The sequence below is a fragment of the Rhizobium binae genome (assembly GCF_017357225.1).
In the GTDB taxonomy this organism is placed as follows: domain Bacteria; phylum Pseudomonadota; class Alphaproteobacteria; order Rhizobiales; family Rhizobiaceae; genus Rhizobium; species Rhizobium binae.
The window spans coordinates 162039-185011 of sequence record NZ_CP071605.1 but is presented as its reverse complement, the minus strand read 5'-3'; the positions used below and the strand labels follow the sequence as shown (position 1 = coordinate 185011).

Below are 22973 nucleotides of genomic sequence, written 5' to 3'. Positions count from 1 at the left end.
AAATTTCGTTCGGCAACCTGCAACGGGTTTGTCTCGTTACTTAACATTCGTAGAGAAGCAGGCTCCCACCCGCAACAGTAGAATTACCCTTATCCCGTGTAGATTCCAGTCGCATCCTGTCTCGAGGTTGATTATGCTTAACGCCAGGTTAAGGGGGTCTCGAAATGGCGCGAAGTCTTGTCTTGGATGGTGAAAGTCTCGTTGCGCCCGGTGAAATTCGTCAGGCAGCAAGGAGGTTCGTCGCGCCGAAGCCCGGCGACCTTATCGTTGCCGAAGCCGAGCTTGCCATCAGCCTTGACGTGTCGATCCGTCAGTTCAAGTCCGGCGTCGAGCCTGGTGCGATAATCGAGCGTCTTACCGACGCGCTGCATCAGCTGCGGCGTCGTTTTCATCCTGACGTGTGGGACGCCATCGTTCCGATAGCGCAATCTCATCCGGTTGCCCACTATCTGCATCAGGATCCACTGACCCGCTGGTCGTTCGAAAAGCCGCGCGGCTATTCCGGCGACGCACGTCTTCTCGACTTCATCTACGGCAGGCCCGAGATCGAAGATGCAGTCGCATCGTCGAGCGACCTGGGACGTACGATCTACGCCTATACCCGAAACGCTTCGTCATCCGTCGCGGTCAGGGAGCGCCGAGACATTCTGGCGCGTCGTGTCGACGAAATCGCTTCGGCGCGGCCCGGTTCTACCGAAGTCCTGGCCATCGCGTCGGGGCATCTTCGGGAAGCGCCTTTGTCGCGCGCGCTCGGCACCGGCGCGATCAAACGCTGGGTGGCTTTGGATCAGGATCCGATGAGCGTTGGAACCGTGGCCCTCGATTTCGCCGGCACCTCTGTCGAGGCTGTGAACGGGTCGGTCAAATCCGTGCTTGGTGGAAGGCATGCGCTGGGTATGTTCGATTTCGTCTACGCCGCAGGTCTCTACGACTATCTGCCGGACGCGGTGGCCGTCAAGCTGACCAGGAAGTGCATCGGCATGCTGAAGCCTGGCGGCACCTTCCTCTTCGCCAATTTCTCCCCGGAAACGGACGTCGACGGTTATATGGAGACATTTATGAACTGGGCGCTGCTGTTGCGGTCAGAACGCGAAATGGGCTCGATCGCAAGTGAAAGTGTAACTGGGACGGATGCGAAGGTGTCTGTTTGGTCCGGCTCAAACCGCAGCGTTGTCTACTGTGAAATCGAAAGAAAGCCTTAGGCCGTGCCTTTCCGACATGCAAATGGCGTATGGGCCGCAACATTTGTACACGCGAGGATAGCTGTCGCGAACTTCGCAGCCGAAGCAAGCCATGGTCGCAAGGCAATTGCCCTGCCGGCGCGGCGCTGGCGGCGGTTCCGCATGAAGGAACTTCTCGCACCCGGTCTTTACAACTAACATGTCAGCCTGCTACATCTGATCCACCAGATGGGGAGGAATGATATTGCCATCAAAATTCGGGCTTTCTGTCGCCCTTGCTACGCCGTTTGACGGCGATAGCGAGATCGCCCTCGATGCGATGATCGCCCAGGGGCGGCGGTGCCTGGCTGCTGGCTGCGGCAGCGTGACATTGTTCGGGACGACGGGAGAGGGTTCATCCATCGGAAGCCGGGAACGCGAGCGCGTGCTCGCGGCCTTCCTCGATGCGGGGATCGCGGCAGAGAACATCATCGCCGGCGTGTTGGTCGACTCAGTGGAGGATGCGGCGATACAGGCGGGCCACGCCCTTTCCCTGGGAGCGAGGAATATCCTTCTGGCTCCGCCGTCCTATTTCAAAAATGTCGGCGACGACGGCGTCTTCCAGTGGTTTTCGGCGGTCTTCGCCAAGTTGGGCGATCGGGCGCGGGACATCATCGTCTACAATATTCCCTCCATCACCATGGTCCCGCTGACGGTGTCGCTCATCGGCCGGCTGCGGACTGCCTTTCCGAACATCGTCACAGGCGTCAAGGATTCTTCCGGCGACTGGCCCTTCACGGAAAGCCTGCTGAAGGCTCATGGCGACCTCATCATCCTGATCGGCGATGAACGCCATCTTGCCAGGGGCGTACGGTTGGGCGGCCAGGGCGCGATCTCCGGCATGGCGAATTTCGTACCCGGCGACGTCAAGCTGATGGCCGAAGACGGCAAGGACGATCCCCGCATCGAGGCATTCGTTGACGAACTGCTCAAATATCCGGTCGTCCCAGCCGTGAAAGCCATGGTGGCGCATCAGACATCGGATGAAATCTGGCTTGCGGTTCGCCCGCCGCTGGTTTCAATATCCGGAGAGGAGCAGGCCCAGCTCTCCCATGCTTTCGACGATCTTTTCCGGTCGAAAGCCGCGTAGGTCGGACATGTTGCTGGAGGAGGCAATGGACGGAAGGGACGAGCATCCGACGCTGCGGGAAAAGGCCTATGCAAGTTTCACGCGCCATCTGCTTGCGCGTGACGTGCGTCCCGGCCAATTCGTTTCGCAGCGCCGTCTCGTCGAGCTGACGGGGCTGACGCTCGGCGCCATCCGCGAGCTCATTCCCAGGCTTGAAGCCGAAGGGCTGATCAAGACGGTGCCGCAGCGGGGCTTGCAGATCGCTCACATCGATTTGAACCTCATTCGCGAAGCCTTCCAGCTGCGCGTGTTCCTGGAAAAGGAGGCCGTGGCGCTCTTCACCCGGTCTGCGTCGGACGAGACGATCGCCGGACTCTTGAAACAGCATCGGGATATTGCCGACGCCATCCGAAACGGCGATGGCTCGCACGAATTGGAGCTGCGCGCCCAGGCGGTCGATTGGGGCATGCACGATGCCTTTATCGACGCCTTAGGAAATACCATTATCTCGAACGCTTACCGCGTGAATTCGATCAAGATGCGCCTGATCAGCCAGGATCGCTTTCGCATCGACGGTCACGTCGGGCCCGTCATGGGCGAGCATCTGAAAGTGCTCGAGGCAATCGAACGACGATCGGCGGAGGACGCCGTCAACAGCCTTGTCGCACACATCAATCATGCAAGGGATCGTGCGCTCAGGATCTAATCGGGAATGAACAGCCGGCGATGAGGAGATCGCCGACATAAGGAGGAGGATCAACATGCCATCATTCTTCAATCCGACGCGGCGCGGTTTTCTGGCGGGGACTGCCGCTCTTGGGGCCAGCAGTATGCTCGGCATGCGGCCCGCCGCCGCTGCCGTCGACTGGAAGCGTTTCGCCGGCACCACGCTCGAAGTCAATCTGGTCAAGAGCCCGCGCAGCGAGATCCTGACCAAGTATCTGCCCGAATTCGAGGAACTCACCGGCATCAAAGTCAATGCCGAAGCAACGCCTGAACAGCAGCAGCGCCAGAAGACGACGATCGAGCTCAGCTCCGGCAAGCCGAGCTTCGACGTAGTGCATCTGAGCTACCATGTTCAGAAACGACAGTTTGAAAAAGGCGGCTGGCTTGCCGATATCAGCGGTTTTCTCAAGGACCCGTCCTTGACCGACCCGTCGCTCACTGAAAGCGATTTTGCCGAAGCCGGCCTCGCCTTCGCCAAGGATGCGGACGGCGTCCTGCGTTCGCTGCCCTTCTCGGTCGATTACTGGATCATCTACTGGAACAAGGCGCTATTCGAAAAGAAGGGGCTTGCTTACCCGACGAACTTCGACGAACTGGCAAGTGCCGCCGAGTCACTCACCGATCCCTCGACCAACACCTACGGCTTCGTTGCCCGCGGCCTGAAGAACGCAAATACGCCGGTCTGGACGACGCTGATGCTCGGCTATGGTTCGAGCCCGCTCGGACCGGACGGCAAGCTGCGCACGACATCGCAGGAAGCGATCGATGCCGCCACGCTGTATCAGAAGCTGATGACCAAGACCGCCCCTCCCGGCGTCTCGGGCTTTAACTGGGCCGAGGCGCAGTCGGCCTTTCTGCAAGGCAAGATCGGCATGTGGCTTGATGGAGTCGGCTTCGCGCCGCCGATCGAAAACCCGGAAAAATCGCGGGTCGTCGGCCAGGTCGGCTACGGCATCATGCCGAAAGGCCCGAAAGCACAAGCCGCGGGAACCTTCGGCGACGGCCTTGGTGTCGTCGCGGCAAGCCAGAATAAGGAAGCAGCCTATCTCTTCTGCCAATGGGCGATTTCGCACGAGATGGGTGCACGCCTGTTGCAGGCCGGCGCCGGCGTTCCTTTCCGCCAATCCGTTCTTGAGGATGCGAAGGTCCGAGAAGGCGTCAAGATGCCCGGCACATGGCTGGATGCGGTTGCCGGTTCAGGCAAGATTTCGCAGCTTGCACTGCCTGTCATTATTCCGGTCACCGAGTTCCGCGACATTTATGGCGTCGGTCTCACCAACATGATCGGCGGCGCCGATCCGGCAACCGAGCTGAAGGCGGCGACGGCCCAGTTCGAACCCGTGCTGGCGAAAAGCGAGGGATAATGGCTTCGGCGAGCATCGAAACGGCCGCAACGACCAAGGCCGCGTCCAAAGGAAGGGGCAAACCGGATCGGTTTGCTCCCAACTACTGGCCCTTCGTCATCCCGGCGCTGATCGTCATATCAGCCGTCATCGTTTTTCCATGGGTGTTTACCCTGTGGATGAGCGTAAACAGCTGGACGCTCGGTCAATCGCAGGTCTTTGCGGGGCTGGACAATTATGCCCGCCTGGCGGTCGACCCGCGTTTCTGGGAGTCGCTCTGGCACACGGTGCTCTATACTGTCCTCTCCGTGGCGGCGCCCCTGCTTCTGGGGACGCTCGCTGCGCTGATCTTCGATGCTCAGTTTCCGCTGCGCGGGCTCCTGCGCGGCATCTTCGTGATGCCGATGATGGCGACGCCTGTCGCCATCGCGCTGGTGTGGACGATGATGTTCCATCCGCAGCTCGGCGTTCTCAACTATCTCCTGTCCTTTGTCGGCATCGGACCGCAGGAGTGGATCTATAACCAGAGCAGCGTCATCCCCTCGCTGGTTCTGGTCGAGACCTGGCAATGGACGCCGCTTGTCATGCTGATCGTCCTCGGCGGCCTGGCGGCGGTTCCGCGCGAGCCGTATGAAAGTGCGGAGATCGACGGGGCGAATGTCTGGCAGAAATTCCGCTATCTGACGCTGCCGATGATTGCGCCGTTCCTGATGATCGCCGTGATCATCCGCAGCATCGACGCGGTGAAGAGCTTCGACATCATCTATGCCATGACCCAGGGCGGCCCGGGCACGGCCTCGGAAACGATCAACATCTATCTCTACAACACCGCCTTCGCCTACTACGATATCGGCTACGGCTCGGCCATGGCAGTGGTGTTCTTCATCCTGATCGTTCTGCTCTCCTTCGTCCTTCTGATGGTCCGGCAGCGGGCGAACTGGTCCAACGGGGAGGGACGCTGATGAAGCGCAAGGCGCTCGACCGCATCGGACTGCTGTTCGTCGCACTGGTGATGATCTCGCCGGTCATCCTGTTTTTCCTCTGGATGATCTCGCTGTCGCTGAAGTATGAAATCGACAACGGCGCCTATCCGCCGATCTTCATTCCGGAGCGCTTCGCCTGGACGAACTATCTGAAGGTCTTCGAGGAAAACAATTTCTTCCTCTATCTCTGGAATTCACTGCTGGTGACAGGCTCGGCCACACTTCTGGCGCTGCTGATCGGCGTGCCTGCCGGATATGGCATCGCCCGCCTGAAGGCGGAGAAGTCGGCGATGGTGATCATGATCGCCCGCATGACCCCGGGCCTGTCATTCCTCATTCCGCTCTTCCTGCTGTTCCAGTGGCTGAATCTTCTGGGGACGCTCCTGCCGCAGATCATTATCCACCTTGTGGTCACCGTGCCGATCGTCGTCTGGATCATGATCGGTTATTTCGAAACGACCCCGATGGAGCTCGAAGAGGCGGCAAGCATCGACGGCGCCACGCCATGGCAGGTTTTCCGTCTTGTCGCCTTGCCGATCGCCAGACCGGGGATTGTCGTCGCCTTCATCCTGTCGGTCATTTTCTCGTGGAACAATTTCGTCTTCGGCATCGTGCTCGCCAGTCGCGAGACGCGCACACTTCCCGTCGCCGTCTACAACATGCTCTCCTTCGAGCAGGTCAGTTGGGGGCCACTCGCAGCGGCGGCGTTGATCGTTACCTTGCCCGTGCTGATCTTGACGGTGTTTGCGCAACGACAGATCGTGGCAGGCCTGACGGCCGGAGCCGTCAAGTGAACGGGCAAGACGACGATTGACGACTTCATCCGACTTCACCCCGCCCCGCCGCGTTCTCTGTGTCGGCGCGGCGGTTCTGGACACGCTGTTTCGCGTCCGTGCATTGCCCGCCGGCCAGGGCAAGATCCTGCCCTACGAGATGCTGCAGGTTGCAGAAGGCATGGCGTCGAGCGCGGCCTATGCCATCGTCCGGCTTGGCGGCGCTGCCTGCCTCTGGGGTGCGGTCGGCAACGATGCCGCCGGCGAACGCATCATTACCGATCTTGGCAAGAGCGGCATCGAGACGAGCGACATGCTGCGGATAGACGGCGCCCGCTCGGCCATCTCGCCCATCCTCATCGATGATCAGGGCGAGCGCCTAATCGTGCCCTTCTACGATTTGCGGCTGCACGATACGGTCAAGGCGGTGACCGAACGGGACGTCTCGTCCTTCGACGCGGTGCTCGTCGACGTCCGATGGCCGAAGCTTGCCTTCGCGACTTTGTCAGCAGCGCGAGAAGCCGGCATACCGACCATTCTTGACGGCGATGTTGCGGCAGAGGGCGTCATCGAGATGCTTGCGCCGGCCGCCAGCTACATCGTATTTTCCCAGCCGGCCGCCGAGCAGCTTGCCGGAGCGGCAGATCTCGTGGAAAGCGTCGGCCTTCTGAAGCGGAAATTCGAACACGCCTTCATCGGCGTTACGGCTGGCGAAACCGGCTGTCTGTGGTTCGATGAAGCAAGTGGCGACATCCGTCATCTTGCGGCGCCGAAGGTGAAAGCAATCGACACGCTTGCGGCGGGCGACATCTTCCATGGCGCTTTCGCGCTGGCGATCGCCGAAGGCCTGCCGATCGAAGAGACGATGCGCTTGTCGTCGATGGCGGCGGCGCTGAAATGCCAGGTCTTCGGCGGGCGCACCGGCGCGCCGACGCGAGCCGAGGTGTGCGATGCTCTAAGGGATTGGAACGTCGGCGTTTCCCGGAAGGCGCGCGAAAGCGTTCGATAGCTGAGGCCGGTCGCAGTGTCGTCGCCGACGGCGCGATGTGCCCTAGCCGCCGCATGAAGCTGGCCTCGCCTAATTTTGCGAAACATCGGCCCGGCATCTGGCTACGTCCTTAGTGACGTCTTTAGGTGCGTCACTGGCCCGATGAATGCTGGAACAGTCATGGCAAGCACTTCCATGTTCGATGCGATTGCCGTTAATATCATGCTATGATATTACGGCCATTTTTCGGAACGTCACCTGGAAGGCTCTCTTCCTTATGACGCTATCGGAAACTGCCTGCGCTGAAGGTTGTGCTTGGTTCGGATTTTTTGAATATGCCTATGGATATCGATTGGTCGCGATTTTGCACAATTGCCTTCATGTCTCTAACCGAAGTAGGCAACGGTGTTGTTGTGGAGCTGACGGATAACGAGCTTTCGACGCTTGAAGGTGTAGTCTATGCCTGGATTGACCAAAGTGGCACTATACTACGCGTCGGCGCATGCAATCGGCCGATCGGGATTGCGATGCTCGCCCTCGGTGAAGACATCAACAATACGCTTTTAGGATTGGATAGCCCGACTCCAGAATGGGAGGCGAAGCAATGGTTTGCGCTGGCAAGGCAGGGCAGGTTGAGGGCCTTGGGGCATCAGCCGCCGGCGATTGACACGGTTGCGGGAAGAGTTCGCCCTTATCTGAGCATTGAGCGTCATATGATCGCAAAGCTCAAGCCGGTGCTGAATCGTGGCCATCATTAGCTCTCTTATGAGATCCACCTCAAAGGCTAGGGGCGTTGCGATGAGATCTCGCATTTTGATTACCTCAGCCGCTTTGACAGGCGAACACCTTCGAGGCCTTGAGGCCGCCCAAGAAAAATTGGCCTGCTGAAGCACACACCGCTGAAGCGGGCCTCTTTCTGTTGCCGCGAATTGCTTCGCAGGGAGAGACATTTCCGGACGCGAGGAGCCATCAGACGACAGGCACTCTATTAACACCTTCTCTGTTGCTGAAACTCAGGCCACGGCTTCCTGCTGTATCAAAACGCGCTTGGCAACGCGTCTGAGCGTCAGTCCCTGGACCAAGATAGTAAATACAACGACGAAATAAGTCGCCGACAAAAGGATGGGCTTCCACTCGGTCTCGGGAAGCGAGAGCGCCAGCGCAATTGAGATTCCGCCCCGCAGACCGCCCCATACGAGGACCGCCACGGTTCCACGATGAAAGCTGTACCAGCGCTTGAGAGCCGCGACGGCGGACGCCGTTGAGACGAGCCGCGCGGTAACTGCGACCGGGATCGCCAACAGCGAGAGCGGCAGGTATGAGGCGTCAAAGCGAAGGACCAGCACCTCAAGGCCGATCAACAGGAACAGGATGGAATTGAGGATCTGGTCGACCAAGGTCCAGAAGCCGAAAAGGTAGCTCTGGGTGAGATCGCTGAGAGCATCCTGCGGGCCGCGATTGCCGACGAGAATGCCGGCGACGACAACGGCGATCGGGCCACTCATGTGCAGCGCCGTTGCGAGCGAATAACAGCCCATTGCCAGAGCAATGGATATGAGAACCTCCACCGGATAATCGTCTATCGCCCGCATCGCGCGATACGCGGCGTAACCGCAGACGAGTCCCAGCAGGCCGCCGCCGATGGCTTCGAGAAGAAACAACTCGCCCACCTCCGTCGGCCCGACGCTGTCTCCGCCGCTAGCAGCCGCGAAAACAACGAGAGCGGTAAAAAGAACGACGCCGACGCCGTCGTTGAACAGGGATTCACCTGCCATGTCCGTTTCGAGCTCGGCAGGCACTTTCACGGCTTTCAAAGTCGCCAGGACCGCCACAGGGTCCGTCGGGCTTATAAGCGCGCCAAAGACGAGCGCCCATGCGAACGGCAGGTCCAGGCCGATCATGTGTGCCAGCCCCCACATCAATGAGCCAACGAGGCCAGTTGACATCACCGTGCCAGCAGTTGCCATCAAGCCGACAACGGCCAACCGCGAACGGAGCGCTTCGAAATCGACGTGGAGCGATCCTGCAAACAGAAGGAAGGCTAGCATTCCGTTCATGACCGTCGTTTGAAAGTCCACCTGTTGCACCAACCTGGAGAGCTGTTCATAGAGGGCTGCGTTCGGCAACGCCAGTTCCAGCAGGACCAGCAAGCTCGAGGATGCCAAGCCCATGACAAGGATGCCAATGGATGGTGGCAGGCGCAGGTAGCGCTGATTGACCCAAGAGAAGAAAGCCGTAAGGGTGAGCGTAAGCGCGAATTTCTATGCGCCTTTTGAAGCGGAGTGCTCTGATGCATGAAGTGTCCACCAAAAACAGGTGGACACCAAATCATGGACGATGCTCCTAAACTGCAGGTGCGGCTTGTTGGCCGCGACGGTCGCCGTCGATATGACCCTTCCTCCCGAGATCAGCTTGTCGCAGCGTGTTTAGAGCCCGGCGTTTCGGTTTCGCGTCTAGCTCTGGAGCACGGCGTCAACGCCAATCTCGTTCGCAAATGGGTGAAGAGAGCCAAAGAAGATAGTGCATTGCCTGCGGTATCTACGTTCGTTCCGGTTCAGATAGCTACGGATATGCACTCGTCTTCTGCCAGCGGTCCACTGACGAAGGTGGAGCCGGTGGGCAAGCGATCTCATGCATCCAAGCTGAGCGCGGTGCTGCCGAACGGGGTCAGCCTGACGCTGGAATGCAGCGATGTCGATGGTCTGGCGGCAATCATAGGAGCGTTGAGCCATGTTCAGACTGGGCGCTGATCTGCAGGTCTACCTCCACCGGGAACCCATCGACTTCCGCGCGGGCATCAACAGCCTCGCGGTCCTTGTGCAAGAGGTGATGGAGCTGGACCCGTTTGCTCCATCGGTGTTTGCCTTCTGCAATCGCAGGCGTGACCGGGTGAAGCTCTTGTTCTTTGATCGGTCCGGGTTTGTTATGGTCCTGAAGAAGCTAACGGAAGACCGGTTCAGGTGGCCCCGTCGGGAAACTGCGGTGGTGACGCTGACGACAGAGCAACTCCACTGGATCCTCGACGGCATCGATATCGATGCGATGGTCCGCCATCCCGTGCGGCAGTATCAGATTGCTGGCTGAGGATGGCGAATTGAGATTGACGCGCAGGGGCGGTTCAGATTCAAGAATCTGATGACGCGCACCGGCGAACCGAGCATTGCAGAACTGATGGCGCAATTAGCAGCCAACGCTGCCGAAATCGCCGCGCTCAAAGCCGAGAAGGAAGCGCTCTCGCAGCGGGTCGTCAAGCTGGAAGAAGAACTGGCACTGGCAAAGCTCCATCGCTTTGCACCCCGCAGTGAGAAGCACATTGATCGTCTCTTCAACGAGGCCGAAGAGGCTGCGGTCGAAGGTGGTAGCGAGGAAGACGATGACGTCGAGCTTCCGGATACTGGCTTGCCTGCGGCCGAGGGCGTTACGGGCAAAAAGCGGGGACGCAGGCCTCTGCCGGCAGACCTGCCGCGCGAGCGTGTCGAATACGACCTTGCTGATGATCAGAAGGCTTGCCCGTGCTGCAAAAGCCAAATGCATCGAATGGGCGAAGCCGTTAGCGAGCAGCTCCATATCGAGATCAAGGCAAAGGTCCTGCAGAACGTACGGTTCAAATACGCCTGCCGGCACTGTGACCGTACAGGGATTAACACGCCTGTCGTAATCGCGCCCATGCCCACGCAACCCCTGCCGGGCAGCATCGCCACCGCGTCGACGCTCGCCTTTGCTCTCGTCCACAAATACGTAGATGGCACGCCGCTCTACCGCGTGGCTCAGACATTCGAGCGTGCTGGCGTTCCGATCAGCCGTGGCGCTCTTGCGCATTGGGTCATCGGCTCGAGCGAGAAGCATCTATACCGCATCTATGATGCTTTGAAGCTGCGGCTGAAATCGCAGTCTCTCATCCATGGCGATGAGACGACGGTTCAGGTGCTGAAGGAAAAGGACAAGGAAGCCACCAGCACGTCGTACATGTGGGCGTACCGCAGCAGCGAGAACAGTGACGAGCCGATCGTGCTTCTCGACTACCAGCCCGGCCGCGGTCAGATTTATCCGCAGACCTTCCTTGGTGACTACCGTGGCATACTCGTCACTGATGGCTACACTGCCTGGCGCACATTGAATGGCGCAACCCATGTCGGATGCATGGCTCACTCCAGGCGGCGCTTCGTTGATGCCCTCAAGGCGAGAAAGAATGGAGGCGGACCGCCGGAACAGGCACTCCGGTTCTTCGAACAGCTCTACCGGATCGAAAGGCAGGCGAGAGACAAGACCCCAGATCCAGGGGAGACAAAGGCCGATTGCATTCGCCGTTTCCGCCAGCAGCACAGCCTGCCTGTCCTGAACGCCCTAAAGACGTGGCTCGATAACATCGCGCCGAAGGTCGTACCGGATACCAAGCTCGGCGATGCTGTGTCCTACACCCTGAACCAATGGGATTATCTGACGCGCTACACCAGCGATGGCAGGATGCCGATCGATAACAACATTCTGGAACGCGAGATCAGAGTTTTTGCCACCGGAAGAAAATCGTGGCTGTTCAGCGATACCGCTGACGGAGCCAGGGCCAGCGCTGTGATTTACAGTCTGATGCTGACCTGCCGCGCCTGTGGCGTCGATCCGCTCTCTTGGCTGCGCCACGTCCTCACTGAGCTGCCTCAGCTTGACGAAGCCGACGACATCGGCGACCTGCTGCCCTTCAATTACTCCAAGACCACTGCGGCCTGATAAAGCTGGGTACTGCTACCCAGCTAAGCGCAAGTGTCCGTCAACTGCCGTCAATGCGCATTGAAAATCGCGCTTACGGGTGAGCAACAGGGCAATGAGATCGAAAATGGACAAGCACATTCCTCAAGGTTTCGCCGGTACTGGCCCCCGCCAGGCTACCGTCTGGGGGTCAAGGCGATCGACTCGACCGGTTCGAAGCTATATCAGGTTGTCGTATATTGTGAGTTGTCTGCAAGTCTGATGAGCAAGGCCCAAGCATATTTAAGGGACTGAATTTCGTCACGGCGCACCGTCGGTCGGAGCTCTCTTATCCGTCGTCCCGCTTAAGGCGGTAGGTTTGGCGAAGACACCGCAGAATGACGTCTCTAAAGCCGTCGGCCGAACTCGAATCTCGCGATAATCGCCAGCGAAAAGACGAATGGCAGGATGAAGTAGAACAAACGGAAAATAAGGAGTGCGGCGAGCACATCGGAGCGATTCATGTCCGGCATGCTGGTGATGAACACAAGCTCGAACACGCCAAGGCCACCTGGTGAATGTGAGACGAGCGCAGCCAGAAACGACAGCATAAATATTCCTGTCACCGTGACAATGCCTGGATTTCCTTCCACCGGCAGCGCGAAATAGACAATCATCGCCGCGAATATGATCTCGGCTGCGGCAACGGTGACCTGAAGCAGCGCGATTGCAGGCGTTGGATAGGCGATATCGAGCTTTCCGATCTTTAATCGCCGCAGCGGAAGCATGCTGAGGGTTATATAAAAAATCACGATACCGGTCAGCAAACTACCCGCAATGCGCGTAGCATTGAGTGGGAAGGCATCCGTGAAGCGGTCCAGAACAAGTGGATCTGCGACCAGCGCGGCTCCTGTTACCGCCATTGCGCCAAGAACAAACGTAAAGCTGCAGAATGCGACAAGCCTGGCGACTTCGCCGCCAGATAGTCCCTTGAGCGAGTAAGCGCGGTAGCGAATGACGGCGCCGGAAAAGACCGAAGCTCCAATCGTATGGGAGAATGCATATGTGACTGCGCCGCAAGTCGCCGCAAAGATTGGATCCATCTTCTTCCTCAGGTAAGTGAGTGCGAGCCAATCGTAGCACCCGAGGAACAGGTAGGCGACGATCGCAAAGCCGCCGCAAGCAAGCCAGGCCGTCACGGGTAGGGCTGCAAGGCTCTCCTCGAGATCCATAAACGACAGGGTACGCAATTCACGCGAAAGGAGCCAGATGCTCACTCCGAGAGCCGATACCCCCGTCACCTTCCAAAATATAGTCTGAACGGCAAGACCTGGTGGCGGAGCCGGTATAAGTTTTGTCGGTGGCTCGGAAAGCCGATGGCCGAGATCGTCATTCATCTGGTGGCAGCCTGGTGACAAGTCCCATCTGGTGCGGGCATTGATCCTTACCCGCAACGCGGTAGAAACCACGGATAGCGCGGCCGAGGTCTGGGTTTCCACGTGTGTTTAGACTGACCTGCTGCATGTTTCTGCACAAGCCGCTTAGCTCATTCCACTGCCGGGACATCCGCCAATCCTTCGCAACAATAGCCGATCTGAAGCAGTCGACGCGTTGTGCTGACCCGCCAGGGACATGGTAGGCCAGAGCCCAGATTCTCTGAAGTATGCGCGGGAGAAAGCGGCCGTGCCAGAAAGGCAGATCGAAAATTCTCCCGCTTGGCCACAATCGTGCACCAGTTCAGGCCGGACTGGAAGCCTTCCAGGAAAAGCTTCCCGAAAAGCCGGCGGTCATCATTAGCGGGAAAGCCTCACTCGTTCATGATAGTCCATGAATTCCGGAGCGGCAGCACACCAGCGGCAGCGGGGCCGCCCGTCGGAGCCCAAGATCGTCGCCGCCATTTCTTAGCCCTGAGAAAAGCCAAACGATTATCCTACGGCCGGGCGCGATCTCGATGAGATCGGGACGATCAAAATAATTCGAGGAGAGGTGATGTTTCAGATCGATTGGCGCTAAAAGAGGATCTGTTTGAGGTCATGTTGCCGAGTCCCTGATGTTCATACCCTATCGCAATTCAAAAGTGCTTCGCCGTTCCCGCGTAATCTGGGGATCCTTCTCGCTCTGGCGGCCGCGGCTGGTCTTCTGGTGCGGGGCGCTTGCTATCGGCGTGATCAGCGTTGGCTTCGCGAGGCTGGCTGATCTCGCGCAGAAGGCCTTCGCGAGCGTTACGTCGTTGGGCGAATGGGCGTTTCTACTGCCGCTGCTCCTGGTGCCGCTCGGCTTCATGCTGTCGGCCTATCTCGCCATGACGCTCTTTCCCAATTCGCAGGGCAGCGGCATTCCGCAGGCGATCGCCGCGCGGCATCTGCGTGACGAGGAGGACCGGACGCGACTGCTCTCCCTGAAGATCGCCTTCGGCAAGATCGTACTTACGGTGCTCGGGCTCTTCTGCGGCGCTTCGATCGGACGCGAGGGGCCGACGGTGCAGGTCGGCGCCTCGATCATGCTTGCCGTCGCCCGCTTCGGCGGCATGGCGCAGGCGCGCGGGCTGATCCTCGCCGGCTCCGCGGCAGGCATTGCGGCCGCCTTCAACACGCCGCTTGCCGGCATCGTCTTCGCCATTGAGGAGATGAGCCGCACCTATGAATCGCGGGCGAACGGTCTGGTCCTGACCGCCGTTATCCTGTCCGGACTTGCCGCTCTCGGGCTGGCCGGCAGCTACAATTATTTCGGCGAAGCTTCCGCCGCGCCGCGTGAACTTCGCGACTGGAGCCTCGTGCTTGCCTGCGGCATCGGTGGCGGCGCGCTCGGCGCGGCCTTTAGCGGCTTCGCGCTCCACTTCGGCCAGCGGATCCGCCGTTGGGCGCAGCCGCGGCCGCTGTCGCGCATGCTTGTTCTCGCCGGCTTCTGCGGCCTTGCTGTCGCGCTGATCGGCCTCGCCTCCGGCGGCAACACCTTCGGCACCGGATATGACCAAGCGAGGGGCGCTGTCGAAGGCCATGCGCTGCCTCTGCTCTTCTTCGTCGAAAAGCTCGCCGCAAGCTTCCTGTCGATGATCTCAGGTATTCCGGGCGGCATTTTCGCGCCGTCGCTCGCGGTCGGCGCCGGCTTTGGCAGCACGATGGGTTCGCTCTTCGGCACCAGCATCGCACTTGCGGCGATCCTCGGAATGGCGGGCTATTTCTCCGGCGTTGTGCAGGCGCCGATGACCGCTTTCGTGATCATCCTCGAAATGACCGGCGACCACCAGGCCGTCATCCCGATCATGGCCGTCTCGATGATCGGCTACATCACCTCGCGCATCCTCTCGCGCGAGCCGCTCTATCACGGTCTCTCGCGTGTCTTCATCGCCGCGGCGATCAGGGCGCGGCGGGCTTTGCCCCGGAGCTAGCCTTCAGAATCTGGAAGGCGATTGCCATCTCGTCGCTCGCTCGCCTGGGCACGCGTTCCGCGCGCAGGGCATCTCAAATCGTCAAGTTATGGAGGAAACGCGCCTTCACCGCTGCGCATTTTATATCACGAGATGACATTCATCGTAAGATGTGCCACACTATGGCAATTCTGAACGTGAGATGAACGAAAGGAATAATCTCAGTTATAGTTTGTGAAACTCTCTGAAAAATAGGAGAACTGACAACCAAAATATATTCAACGATTCAGCTAACTCTGGGAGGAAATGGCATAATGCTAGAACGAATGATGATTGTCGAAGACGACCTTCTTCTTGCAACCGATATGTGCGACATAGTGTCGCGACTCGGTTTTGAAGTATCAGGAACCGCCGACGGCTTTCTTTCGGCGCAAGCCCTTGCTCCTCACAGCGATATTGCGCTCGTCGATATCAACTTGCGCGACGGGGCAACCGGTCCTCGCATCGGGCAATACCTCGCGAACGAATTCGGGATAGCGGTCGTGATGGTAACCGGCAATCCGGAAGCGATCGAAACGGATCTCTCAAAAGTCATCGGGATGATTTCAAAGCCGGCCAGTCCTGCAATGATCGAGACGGTGCTGACCTTTATTCGAGATACTCGGGAGGGAAGGCGAGCCACGGCGCCCAGAGGGATGCGCGTCTTCGTGTGACAGGAATTCGTTCCTGGCATGATGCAGTTCCGGGGAGAGAGAAAATGAACGACCGTGCGGAAGTCAGCATCTGGTTGGCAAGTCTCGAGAGGCAGCTGCAGGCGAGAGGGCTGATCGACGCAAAAGGCGAGGTGGTTGCGAACGGTGGCGCCCTTCCAGCTGATATCGCGGATGTACTTGACGGATTCGTCGAAAACGCGACTGAACTCAATGGCTTGCTGAAGATCGGTAGAGCTGCACGGCGGGGCGAACCTCTATCGGACGCCGTATTGAGTGCGGCGAGACTGATGATGCGCGGCGTTTGCCAGATGTTGCAGCACATTGATGACGGATAGTCGCACATCAAGGGGAAAGGCTCGCCCGAAATCATTTCGGGCGAGCCTGCTTTGACCGAACATCTCATCACGATCGGTCAAAGCTTATCAGCTATCGGTCACTGCCAGGGCCGGTAACTCCTTCATGTTCAGGAGATGATCAGCGCAGGTATCGGCCGCGTTCGCAACCGGATCATTGATGCCTGCTATGGTCGTCCAGCCGCCATCCTTGATAAAGTCCTCACGTTGCCAGGAGGATTTTGCTTTCAATGCTTTCAGGTTTTCCGCCGCATCGCTTGAGCTCACAAAATTGTGCACGCACATATCGGCGACGAGATTGGCGCGCGCATTGCGGACAGCGAGCTCAGCCATCGTCGAGGCGCGGCCACTCGTCACCCAGCCGCCCCACGTAAATCCGACTATCGTCGTTAAAACCGATGCTCCGACAATAGACCAGAACCAGAGCGTCTTAGAGGGGCGGAATGATGACCAGCCGGCACGTTCCATATCCGACATAGTCCTTCTCCTTCACGGTTGTTATATCATGCCATGATATAAAAAGCGGGAGAAGACTTCAACCCTCGATTTGACAGCCGTTGATGAAAAAGGCCGCTGCTGAATGCCATTGTCCCCGGACCGCTGCACACTTCCGGGCGACATGCCGTTAAGGATCAAGGTTGCCAAGGCGCCGAAGCTGGGAGAGCGACTCCGCCAGAAGCGGCTCGTGTTTCAGCATTCCCCGCAAATGGATGCCCGCGAGGGTCTCCAGAACACGTTCCCCCACCGAAGTCAGTGCAATGAGGACGCTTCGCTTGTCTTCGGCGGACGGAATGCGTTCTACCAATCCCGCGGCCGAAAGCCGATCCACAAGCTGTACCGCACCATGATGCTGCAAGAGCATCTGCTCGGCCAACTCGCGAACCATGATCCGACCTTGGGCGCTCGTCTTTATGACCAGCATTGCCTGATACTGCTGCGAGGTGACCTGCGCATCGGCCAGGGTCGCCTCGCTGAAAGCGAGGAATCGACGCATGGCGAGCCGAACGCCTGCCAAGCCCTCATAGATGCCTTGCGCCAACTCCACAGGTGGCGCGTCGTGGCCTTTGCGGTCAGCCATGCAAATTTCCTTTTATTATGTCACGCGATGATATATTGTTGATTGTCCGCACTGGGAGGAGGTTCGCGAGGGCGCAACGGCAGAAGCGGCCTAACCCGCCATCGCACGAACGGCCGATTGCAGCACTCGCGAACCATATTCCCAATTCCCGGGCAACAGAAGGAGATGAGGGCCAAATCCTCTAAGCTTGTCAACTCCGACTGTCGCGACAGCTGCGCGCGCCGCATTTCCCGACGTATTGCACAAACACGATTCACCATAGGCCGTCAGATCGGAGCGCATCATGTGGCGAATATTTCGAGAAGAACAAGTTTCGATAGGCTCCGCTGACCTCGTCGCGTTGAGCGTCTTGCTTGATCAATGGTGTCGTCAGCGCGGGATCAACCAGCTCGATCCAAGCGCGGCTGAGGCGGCCGAAAGCCTTATCGCGAGACGGCGTGCGGGAGCGACGATCGACAGTCTTAAGCAGTCGCTTACGTCATTGCTTCCGATTTAATTGCGCGATTGATGCTGCGTCCGTCGAACGACACCTCTTTCAGGCTCCCGTCGTGGTGATACTCCTTACAGAGGGCAACGTGGATAGCGTCAACAGAATCGGCGGCGTTGAGCCCCAGGAAGCCGATCTCGAGGCGGCACGATATCGTTGGGGATGGGCACTGTCGCACGCCCGGGACCTATCCCACTTCGGCCTCGCGCTTTGACTTTTGGCCTGTGTCAATGGCGGGGGGCCAGAGCGCCGTCATTGGATTCGCATTCGACCCCGATGAACGTCCTTCCGCGCCAGATACGTTAGTCGACATCGTTGGAAGTTTTTTAGCGCTGGCGCTAGGCCGGCATTTTCGGGTTAGCCCGGTGGTCGCCCCGCAGGTTGAAACCGAGGTTGCGATGGACGCGGCCGCCTCTGCGACCTTGTGTTCGCCCGCTGATACGCGATCAGCTTCGACTTCGTGCCGCGCATCCCCGATCTCGACGGCCGCTGCCTCTATGGTTTCGGACGGGCGAAGCAATACTGAATTCTTCAGGATGTCATGGGCGACAGGATCGACGCCGATCTGATCCGGGCGCAGTGGGAGGACATCTTGCGCCTGATGACCTCCCTGCGCATGCGCAACGTCACCGTCTCGCTCACGCTGAAGCCACTATTGGCGACAACGAGGCAAAGTGTTCCTGCACAGGCATTGCGCCAGATGGGCCGGACCGAGTGCATCGTTGCCAGACGTCGGCGCTGAGCAAACCGCTGCCGACGCGGAGTAACCGCCAACATGGATCGTGTATCCTCACGGAAAAACGTCCTTGGGATAAATGCCCCAGAGAGACGATTTTTCGATGAAGCCTCTGAGCTGAACCTTGTCGAGGCTGACGTCGCACCAGGAAAGTGAGCAGGAAAGGACTTGAACGCGCACCCTTGGCTCAAGCCTGGCTTCTACAGCGCCGCCGACGCGCGCTTGCACTCTTAAGGCCGCCATATCCTTGAGCCACGGGCCGACGATCGCCATGCGGCGGCTCGATAGTAGCGAACGATGCATCCAGCCGGATACGCCATCGCAATCGCGAACCTGCCGCCAGTTCCCGTATTCCTCGGTAATCTCCAAAGGCAGGCCTGGGGCCTGATAGATCCATTTAGCGGAATATTCGAAGGCTGGGCCCACACGCATGCGCGCCCGGCTCGCCTTCAGCGAGACGAAGCGTGGGATAGGCAGACCTGTCTCGCGCCCTTTTACTACCCAGTTCGAAGGTGCGGCCTGGTAGGACGCGGCGGTTGAAATGTCATGCTGTGAAACAATCGCCGCCAATGCCATAAGCCATTTTAGAATAATCTTGCGAAGCAGCATCGGTTTCTCTGAAATGACTTTTGCATCGAAATGATCAAAATGCGACAGAGATTCGCACACCGCTATTCATGGGCGCGCGGTACCGTGCAGCTCCTGACATCGATGATTATCGGATCGATCAATTGATAATTGCGGCGTTGGCCGCGTCGGCGGTTTCCAACGAACCGACGCCAGGAATGGATGCCAACGTAAACATGACGACGACATAGACGGCAAATGTTGCCGCAAGAAAGACAGTCCGCGCCATGTTAAATCTCCTTTACATCATGCTGTGATATTCTGCCGGCGATTCGCACTCCTGTCAATTATGAACCTGAGATGAACGCGTGACACAACATGGCCGGTCTCCGGCACGAATTGCAACTCGGACACGCGAATGGAGCCCCTCGACTCCGACGACGCCGTCGAACATACGGCCGGCATGGCGATCGAAGCTCACATGCACACCGGCAGGGCCGTCATCGATCATCGCGATTTTCATCGGAGGTCACTCCCTGCGCGATCTCGGGCGGAGCGTGCGGCACCAAGCGTCCGGGAATTTTGAGCGGCCGGTTTGCAATGTTATCCGATACGCTTCGCCGCTCGTTTTCTGCAAGGTTACCGACTTGGGGCGGGATCTGTTTCATAGTGACAAGCATGTCGACGCAGCGATCGACAGCGTTCGCACTTGGCTTCTTCAAGCCGGCAATCGTGATCCACCCACCCTTATCGATGAAACTGTCGCGCTCCCAGTATGATGCGGCCTTCAGCGCCTCCAGGTTTTGCGCAGCATTGGCTGATGATACGAATTTATGAACGCAGATATCCGCAACAAGCGCTGCACGGGCGTTGCGCGCCGCTATGTTGGCCATGACGTTGGCGCGGCCAACGGGCAGCCATCCGCCCAAGGTGAAACCGATGAACATGGTCAGCGCAGAGGCGCCGAACATGGACCAGGCCCAAACACGCTTGCTGGGCCGATAGTCCCGCCATCCAGCCGGTTCCGTTTCGCTCAACGCCGTATCCTTCTATTATATCACGTAATGATATAATGCCGCCAGAGAACACGTCAACTTTTAACTGAAGGTCGACCTCGAGGTTCTATTGCGAGCGAGTGCGAGCACGAACTACCGCCGAATCCTTCCCGCCTCGCGATCTACCGCGATCCGCAGGTATCGACAGCCTTCAATGCTGCGGTAAATCCGTCGAGAGAGAAGCTGTAGCTTGTGGCGGTGCCGCGGTGGGAGGTTGCCTTTACAACCATTTCCGCGCCGGCCCGCATAGCATCCACCAGTTCTGGCTCACGCCCTTCGTTCTGCATCCAGGCGCTGTCGTCTTTCGTAAACAACCAGAAGGTCTTGTCGCCGATCTGCAGTTGGACCCGCGTACCCGATTTCAGTGGATATCCGAAACGCGCCTGGGGCTCGTATTCCACCCTGCCGCCAGTGGCGGGCGCGACAATGAAATAATTGCTGCCATGATCGACGTTTGTCGGTTCCGATTGGGTGGGCACGGTCAAAGTGTAGCAAACATTCTTTCCGCTCGACGGGTAGGAGAACACTTTCCAGTGATCGGACTGTTTGACCAGGCTGGGCTGAGCAAAGGACGCGGACGCGCTAAGGGCGAGGATCGCAAAAGAAGAGACCGTGATTTTCATGTCTAAGCTGTTCCGGCGATAATTTGGAGGCGCTGGCCTTTGTCAGACCGCTCGTGACTGGTGCCATCCAAGGCCGAAAGGGTAAACGCAAAGTTAACGGAAAATACCAATTCTTGTCATCGTAGGCGACGATGATCGACGCGGTCTCGCGAAAACTGTTGACCTACCAGCGCCGGCTTGGCATCGAACGCTCTACATGCGGTTGAGAGGACACCCGTCGCCTGGTGAGGCGGTCAGCCGAGCAGCGCCAGGCTGCGCAGCATTGTTAGCGATTCCGCGAGCAATGGCTCATTAGCGAGCATTCCCTCCAGATGGACTTTCGCCAGCGCCTCGACCAAAGTTTTTCCCTCCGATGTAAGGGTAATGAAAACACTGCGTTTGTCTTCCACAGATGGGATGCGTTGCGCGAGACCGGCCGAAGCCAACCGGTCGACGAGTTGAACCGCACCGTTATGCTGCAGCAGCATCTGCTCGGCAAGCGTTCCCATCGTGATCATCGTGCCAACCTTGATCACCAGCAAAGCCTGATATTGCTGGGAGGTGACCCGTGCAGCAGAAAGGGCAGTTTCGCTGAAAGAGAGAAACCGTCTCATTGCCAGCCTCATTCCCGCCAGGCCCTCATAAATGCGTTGATCGAGGATGGGCGTCTCCGCGGATCTCTCGCTGTTTTCTGTAAACTTCGCAGCTTCTGCGGAACTCATTCGATAAATTCCTTTATTCATATCACAGCATGATATAGTCTGACGCGAGTCAGGATAATTGAGGCAGTCTGCAAACGCTATTCTTCCGGCAGGGTTACTCTGCGCTCAGTTGCGTGGCGGTCGCGGACCATAGTCTCAATTCTTGACGGGAAAAATGGGTATTTAAGGGCAATAAGAATGAGCAAATGCTGGCTGGTGGCCGAACTCCCTGGGAAAGCCATTCGACCGCAAGTACGACCGCGTCTTGATGCCGGCCGCGCTCTTTTCGACTCAGTTTCGGATGCCTTTTGCTTGCGGCGATGGTTCTTGGAGGGGCGTTAGCGAATGTTCTCAGCCGGTTCGGACGACAGCCACCTCCTGGAGACCGACGATATCGCTGATAGATTTGGGCTGACGGTGCAGGACTTTAAAAGATACCGAAATCTCGGTCTCATCGTGGTCGTGGCCGAGACCGGATCGAATGAGCATGAGGGATTGACGCGATTAACCTGCCGGTTTGGCAATCGCGTCTGGCAAGCGGTAGTGGGAGGCGACAAGCGCATCGTGCATGAGGAAATCAGATATTTGCGCGGAAAGCTTTCGCGCCCGTCGAACTCCTAGAGATTGCGGGGTGAAGCTCGTGGCGCTGGTTGGGAATTCGATTTCGCCAAAGGGCAAAGCTGAAGATGGAGGGCCGCAATGATCCTGGTCGCCGCGTCCATCATCCTTTCTGGCGCAGCAGCGAATGGGCCGCAGCAGGTCATCGAGCTGGCGCGGGCGAAAATCGTCGACTGCGGCCAAATGGCCGAGGAAATCCTGGCGAACAACGATGGGCGTCTCCTGTCGATCCGTCCCCATGATGACCGATGCACAATCGTCGTGCTCGTTACGAAGGAGGGCGAGCGGCCTCGAAAGGTAATCTTCCGGGTTCCTCAGGCCGCTCCTACTGAAGAGGAATAGTGGTGGCATCGACGTTGGAACGGACAAAAAGCTCTGCAGGCGACCCGACAGACTGGGTCAGGCTCACTTGTGGCTGCCATGCATCCCGGCGTCACACGTCAACCCAATAGTGCGGGGGGAGGCGACATGGCAGGGCGACAAATATTCGTTGTGTTTTCAACGGCCATGATAATGTTTTTTGCAGTACTGATGGTGGCGTTTGCGCTGCGAGATTACGCGCCAGTCATAGCACACACATACGAGATGCGTCGTCAGGGGGAGGGACCCGCCTTCACGAACAGAGGTTTTCAGCCGGTAAAGGCCAAAGCGATCAGCAATAAAGTTCAGCGGAAGAAGAAATCCATCGATCCGATCCTTCAGATCAGCAAGGATATCTAGTCGCTGACAGGGGCAATCGGATAACTGCGACACAGAATTCTACAGATGATCTTCTCCCTGCACGATTCAAATCGCAGTCTACGGTTCATATCCACTCACGACCTCCGCCGGCTGATTGATGCCGCGGATATTCGTTGAAGCGTAAACTGCCTAAAGATGATTCCTCCCATCAGCGACGTGAGGGAGCTCAGCAG

25 protein-coding genes and 3 pseudogenes are annotated in these 22973 nt (G+C 58.4%); 18 read left to right on the top strand and 10 right to left on the bottom strand.

Annotated features, from left to right (window positions below; genetic code table 11):
* Positions 1 to 164 precede the first annotated feature (164 nt).
* The 8 genes from J2J99_RS22845 (at position 165) to J2J99_RS22810 (ending at position 7860) form a co-directional block, all read left to right on the top strand.
* On the top strand, positions 165 to 1202 hold the full coding sequence (locus J2J99_RS22845; RefSeq protein ID WP_168301297.1) for a class I SAM-dependent methyltransferase: 1038 nt from the start codon (positions 165 to 167) through the stop codon (positions 1200 to 1202).
* A 223-nt stretch (positions 1203 to 1425) separates the two neighbouring features.
* Entirely contained in the window at positions 1426 to 2310 is an 885-nt protein-coding gene (locus tag J2J99_RS22840; protein ID WP_168301296.1) for a dihydrodipicolinate synthase family protein, read from the top strand.
* A 7-nt stretch (positions 2311 to 2317) separates the two neighbouring features.
* The gene (locus J2J99_RS22835) at positions 2318 to 2995 is read left to right on the top strand and encodes a GntR family transcriptional regulator (protein ID WP_205919170.1); all 678 of its coding nucleotides are present in this window, start codon (positions 2318 to 2320) and stop codon (positions 2993 to 2995) included.
* Positions 2996 to 3050: 55 nt separating this feature from the next.
* The gene (locus J2J99_RS22830; RefSeq protein WP_168301294.1) at positions 3051 to 4379 is read left to right on the top strand and encodes an ABC transporter substrate-binding protein; all 1329 of its coding nucleotides are present in this window, start codon (positions 3051 to 3053) and stop codon (positions 4377 to 4379) included.
* Complete coding sequence (locus J2J99_RS22825; RefSeq protein WP_168301293.1) at positions 4379 to 5320, top strand: carbohydrate ABC transporter permease; 942 nt, start codon at positions 4379 to 4381, stop codon at positions 5318 to 5320. The genes J2J99_RS22830 and J2J99_RS22825 overlap by 1 nt, the downstream gene beginning before the upstream one ends.
* Complete coding sequence (locus tag J2J99_RS22820; RefSeq protein ID WP_168301292.1) at positions 5320 to 6135, top strand: carbohydrate ABC transporter permease; 816 nt, start codon at positions 5320 to 5322, stop codon at positions 6133 to 6135. The genes J2J99_RS22825 and J2J99_RS22820 overlap by 1 nt, the downstream gene beginning before the upstream one ends.
* Before the next feature lie 16 nt (positions 6136 to 6151).
* The gene (locus tag J2J99_RS22815) at positions 6152 to 7123 is read left to right on the top strand and encodes a sugar kinase (protein ID WP_168301291.1); all 972 of its coding nucleotides are present in this window, start codon (positions 6152 to 6154) and stop codon (positions 7121 to 7123) included.
* Positions 7124 to 7443: 320 nt separating this feature from the next.
* Positions 7444 to 7860, top strand: coding sequence for a hypothetical protein (locus J2J99_RS22810; RefSeq protein ID WP_168301290.1), 417 nt, complete (start codon positions 7444 to 7446; stop codon positions 7858 to 7860).
* Positions 7861 to 8115: 255 nt separating this feature from the next.
* Here the strand turns inward: J2J99_RS22810 and J2J99_RS22805 are convergent.
* Positions 8116 to 9357: pseudogene (locus J2J99_RS22805) on the bottom strand (cation:proton antiporter); the annotation flags it as partial.
* A gap of 75 nt (positions 9358 to 9432) precedes the next feature.
* Here J2J99_RS22805 and tnpA point away from each other — a divergent pair.
* The 3 genes from tnpA to tnpC are packed head-to-tail and all read left to right on the top strand — an operon-like array spanning position 9433 to position 11824.
* Positions 9433 to 9852 carry an IS66-like element accessory protein TnpA gene (tnpA, locus tag J2J99_RS22800; RefSeq protein WP_205919397.1) on the top strand — a complete coding sequence of 140 codons (420 nt, stop codon included), beginning with the start codon at positions 9433 to 9435 and terminating at the stop codon, positions 9850 to 9852.
* Positions 9833 to 10186 (top strand): IS66 family insertion sequence element accessory protein TnpB, encoded by a 354-nt coding sequence (gene tnpB / locus J2J99_RS22795; protein WP_168302461.1) that lies wholly within the window; start codon positions 9833 to 9835, stop codon positions 10184 to 10186. Before tnpA ends, tnpB begins: the two co-directional genes overlap by 20 nt.
* A gap of 51 nt (positions 10187 to 10237) precedes the next feature.
* The gene (tnpC, locus tag J2J99_RS22790; RefSeq protein WP_207600943.1) at positions 10238 to 11824 is read left to right on the top strand and encodes an IS66 family transposase; all 1587 of its coding nucleotides are present in this window, start codon (positions 10238 to 10240) and stop codon (positions 11822 to 11824) included.
* A gap of 365 nt (positions 11825 to 12189) precedes the next feature.
* Here the strand turns inward: tnpC and J2J99_RS22785 are convergent, their stop codons facing one another.
* Both J2J99_RS22785 and J2J99_RS34115 read right to left on the bottom strand, forming a co-directional pair.
* Entirely contained in the window at positions 12190 to 13179 is a 990-nt protein-coding gene (locus tag J2J99_RS22785) for a lysylphosphatidylglycerol synthase domain-containing protein (protein WP_168298099.1), read from the bottom strand.
* A gap of 293 nt (positions 13180 to 13472) precedes the next feature.
* A pseudogene (locus J2J99_RS34115) lies at positions 13473 to 13680 on the bottom strand (DNA-3-methyladenine glycosylase I); the annotation flags it as partial.
* 152 nt (positions 13681 to 13832) lie between these two features.
* Here J2J99_RS34115 and J2J99_RS22775 point away from each other — a divergent pair.
* From J2J99_RS22775 to J2J99_RS22765, 3 genes are all read left to right on the top strand, one after another.
* Positions 13833 to 15170, top strand: a complete 1338-nt coding sequence (locus J2J99_RS22775) for a chloride channel protein (RefSeq protein ID WP_168298097.1) — start codon at positions 13833 to 13835, stop codon at positions 15168 to 15170.
* Positions 15171 to 15463: 293 nt separating this feature from the next.
* Positions 15464 to 15862 (top strand): response regulator, encoded by a 399-nt coding sequence (locus J2J99_RS22770; RefSeq protein ID WP_205918976.1) that lies wholly within the window; start codon positions 15464 to 15466, stop codon positions 15860 to 15862.
* 44 nt (positions 15863 to 15906) lie between these two features.
* A complete protein-coding gene (locus J2J99_RS22765) occupies positions 15907 to 16197 on the top strand; it encodes a hypothetical protein (RefSeq protein ID WP_168298095.1) in 291 nt (96 codons plus the stop codon).
* 87 nt (positions 16198 to 16284) lie between these two features.
* Here J2J99_RS22765 and J2J99_RS22760 read toward each other — a convergent pair whose 3' ends face one another.
* Positions 16285 to 16692: a hypothetical protein gene (locus J2J99_RS22760; protein WP_168298093.1), complete on the bottom strand. Its 408-nt coding sequence runs from the start codon at positions 16690 to 16692 to the stop codon at positions 16285 to 16287.
* A gap of 148 nt (positions 16693 to 16840) precedes the next feature.
* Positions 16841 to 17293 (bottom strand): MarR family winged helix-turn-helix transcriptional regulator, encoded by a 453-nt coding sequence (locus J2J99_RS22755; protein ID WP_168298091.1) that lies wholly within the window; start codon positions 17291 to 17293, stop codon positions 16841 to 16843.
* Positions 17294 to 18186: 893 nt separating this feature from the next.
* On the opposite strand from J2J99_RS22755, the pseudogene J2J99_RS22750 reads away from it, so the two are divergent.
* Positions 18187 to 18495: pseudogene (locus tag J2J99_RS22750) on the top strand (Tn3 family transposase); the annotation flags it as partial.
* 75 nt (positions 18496 to 18570) lie between these two features.
* Here J2J99_RS22750 and J2J99_RS22745 read toward each other — a convergent pair.
* From J2J99_RS22745 to J2J99_RS22730, 5 genes are all read right to left on the bottom strand, one after another.
* Positions 18571 to 19125 carry an SH3 domain-containing protein gene (locus J2J99_RS22745; protein WP_168298089.1) on the bottom strand — a complete coding sequence of 185 codons (555 nt, stop codon included), beginning with the start codon at positions 19123 to 19125 and terminating at the stop codon, positions 18571 to 18573.
* Positions 19126 to 19243: 118 nt separating this feature from the next.
* Positions 19244 to 19372 carry a hypothetical protein gene (locus J2J99_RS34500; protein ID WP_259664551.1) on the bottom strand — a complete coding sequence of 43 codons (129 nt, stop codon included), beginning with the start codon at positions 19370 to 19372 and terminating at the stop codon, positions 19244 to 19246.
* Between the two features lie 211 nt (positions 19373 to 19583).
* Entirely contained in the window at positions 19584 to 20120 is a 537-nt protein-coding gene (locus J2J99_RS22740; RefSeq protein ID WP_246638528.1) for a hypothetical protein, read from the bottom strand.
* 140 nt (positions 20121 to 20260) lie between these two features.
* Entirely contained in the window at positions 20261 to 20761 is a 501-nt protein-coding gene (locus tag J2J99_RS22735) for an invasion associated locus B family protein (protein ID WP_168298087.1), read from the bottom strand.
* Positions 20762 to 20994: 233 nt separating this feature from the next.
* Positions 20995 to 21462, bottom strand: a complete 468-nt coding sequence (locus tag J2J99_RS22730) for a MarR family winged helix-turn-helix transcriptional regulator (RefSeq protein ID WP_168298085.1) — start codon at positions 21460 to 21462, stop codon at positions 20995 to 20997.
* A gap of 324 nt (positions 21463 to 21786) precedes the next feature.
* Between J2J99_RS22730 and J2J99_RS34110 the strand changes: the two genes are divergently transcribed.
* The 3 genes from J2J99_RS34110 to J2J99_RS22720 all read left to right on the top strand — a co-directional run bounded on the left by J2J99_RS34110 (position 21787) and on the right by J2J99_RS22720 (position 22779).
* Positions 21787 to 22062, top strand: coding sequence for a DUF6522 family protein (locus tag J2J99_RS34110; protein WP_221102383.1), 276 nt, complete (start codon positions 21787 to 21789; stop codon positions 22060 to 22062).
* 78 nt (positions 22063 to 22140) lie between these two features.
* Positions 22141 to 22401, top strand: a complete 261-nt coding sequence (locus tag J2J99_RS22725) for a hypothetical protein (protein WP_168298083.1) — start codon at positions 22141 to 22143, stop codon at positions 22399 to 22401.
* A gap of 126 nt (positions 22402 to 22527) precedes the next feature.
* The gene (locus J2J99_RS22720) at positions 22528 to 22779 is read left to right on the top strand and encodes a hypothetical protein (protein ID WP_168298081.1); all 252 of its coding nucleotides are present in this window, start codon (positions 22528 to 22530) and stop codon (positions 22777 to 22779) included.
* The last annotated feature ends 194 nt before the right edge of the window (positions 22780 to 22973 follow it).

What these genes read in the sequence shown, in the direction of transcription:
- J2J99_RS22845 (WP_168301297.1), top strand. Translation starts at nt 165, where the DNA reads ATGGCGCGAAGTCTTGTCTTGGATGGTGAAAGTCTCGTTGCGCCCGGT.
- J2J99_RS22835 (WP_205919170.1), top strand. Translation starts at nt 2,318, where the DNA reads ATGTTGCTGGAGGAGGCAATGGACGGAAGGGACGAGCATCCGACGCTG.
- J2J99_RS22830 (WP_168301294.1), top strand. Translation starts at nt 3,051, where the DNA reads ATGCCATCATTCTTCAATCCGACGCGGCGCGGTTTTCTGGCGGGGACT.
- J2J99_RS22825 (WP_168301293.1), top strand. Translation starts at nt 4,379, where the DNA reads ATGGCTTCGGCGAGCATCGAAACGGCCGCAACGACCAAGGCCGCGTCC.
- J2J99_RS22820 (WP_168301292.1), top strand. Translation starts at nt 5,320, where the DNA reads ATGAAGCGCAAGGCGCTCGACCGCATCGGACTGCTGTTCGTCGCACTG.
- J2J99_RS22810 (WP_168301290.1), top strand. Translation starts at nt 7,444, where the DNA reads ATGGATATCGATTGGTCGCGATTTTGCACAATTGCCTTCATGTCTCTA.
- tnpA (WP_205919397.1), top strand. Translation starts at nt 9,433, where the DNA reads ATGGACGATGCTCCTAAACTGCAGGTGCGGCTTGTTGGCCGCGACGGT.
- tnpB (WP_168302461.1), top strand. Translation starts at nt 9,833, where the DNA reads ATGTTCAGACTGGGCGCTGATCTGCAGGTCTACCTCCACCGGGAACCC.
- tnpC (WP_207600943.1), top strand. Translation starts at nt 10,238, where the DNA reads ATGACGCGCACCGGCGAACCGAGCATTGCAGAACTGATGGCGCAATTA.
- J2J99_RS22785 (WP_168298099.1), bottom strand. Translation starts at nt 13,179, where the DNA reads ATGAATGACGATCTCGGCCATCGGCTTTCCGAGCCACCGACAAAACTT.
- J2J99_RS22775 (WP_168298097.1), top strand. Translation starts at nt 13,833, where the DNA reads ATGTTCATACCCTATCGCAATTCAAAAGTGCTTCGCCGTTCCCGCGTA.
- J2J99_RS22770 (WP_205918976.1), top strand. Translation starts at nt 15,464, where the DNA reads ATGCTAGAACGAATGATGATTGTCGAAGACGACCTTCTTCTTGCAACC.
- J2J99_RS22765 (WP_168298095.1), top strand. Translation starts at nt 15,907, where the DNA reads ATGAACGACCGTGCGGAAGTCAGCATCTGGTTGGCAAGTCTCGAGAGG.
- J2J99_RS22760 (WP_168298093.1), bottom strand. Translation starts at nt 16,692, where the DNA reads ATGTCGGATATGGAACGTGCCGGCTGGTCATCATTCCGCCCCTCTAAG.
- J2J99_RS22755 (WP_168298091.1), bottom strand. Translation starts at nt 17,293, where the DNA reads ATGGCTGACCGCAAAGGCCACGACGCGCCACCTGTGGAGTTGGCGCAA.
- J2J99_RS22745 (WP_168298089.1), bottom strand. Translation starts at nt 19,125, where the DNA reads ATGCTGCTTCGCAAGATTATTCTAAAATGGCTTATGGCATTGGCGGCG.
- J2J99_RS34500 (WP_259664551.1), bottom strand. Translation starts at nt 19,372, where the DNA reads ATGGCGCGGACTGTCTTTCTTGCGGCAACATTTGCCGTCTATGTCGTC.
- J2J99_RS22735 (WP_168298087.1), bottom strand. Translation starts at nt 20,761, where the DNA reads ATGAAAATCACGGTCTCTTCTTTTGCGATCCTCGCCCTTAGCGCGTCC.
- J2J99_RS22730 (WP_168298085.1), bottom strand. Translation starts at nt 21,462, where the DNA reads ATGAGTTCCGCAGAAGCTGCGAAGTTTACAGAAAACAGCGAGAGATCC.
- J2J99_RS34110 (WP_221102383.1), top strand. Translation starts at nt 21,787, where the DNA reads ATGTTCTCAGCCGGTTCGGACGACAGCCACCTCCTGGAGACCGACGAT.
- J2J99_RS22725 (WP_168298083.1), top strand. Translation starts at nt 22,141, where the DNA reads ATGATCCTGGTCGCCGCGTCCATCATCCTTTCTGGCGCAGCAGCGAAT.
- J2J99_RS22720 (WP_168298081.1), top strand. Translation starts at nt 22,528, where the DNA reads ATGGCAGGGCGACAAATATTCGTTGTGTTTTCAACGGCCATGATAATG.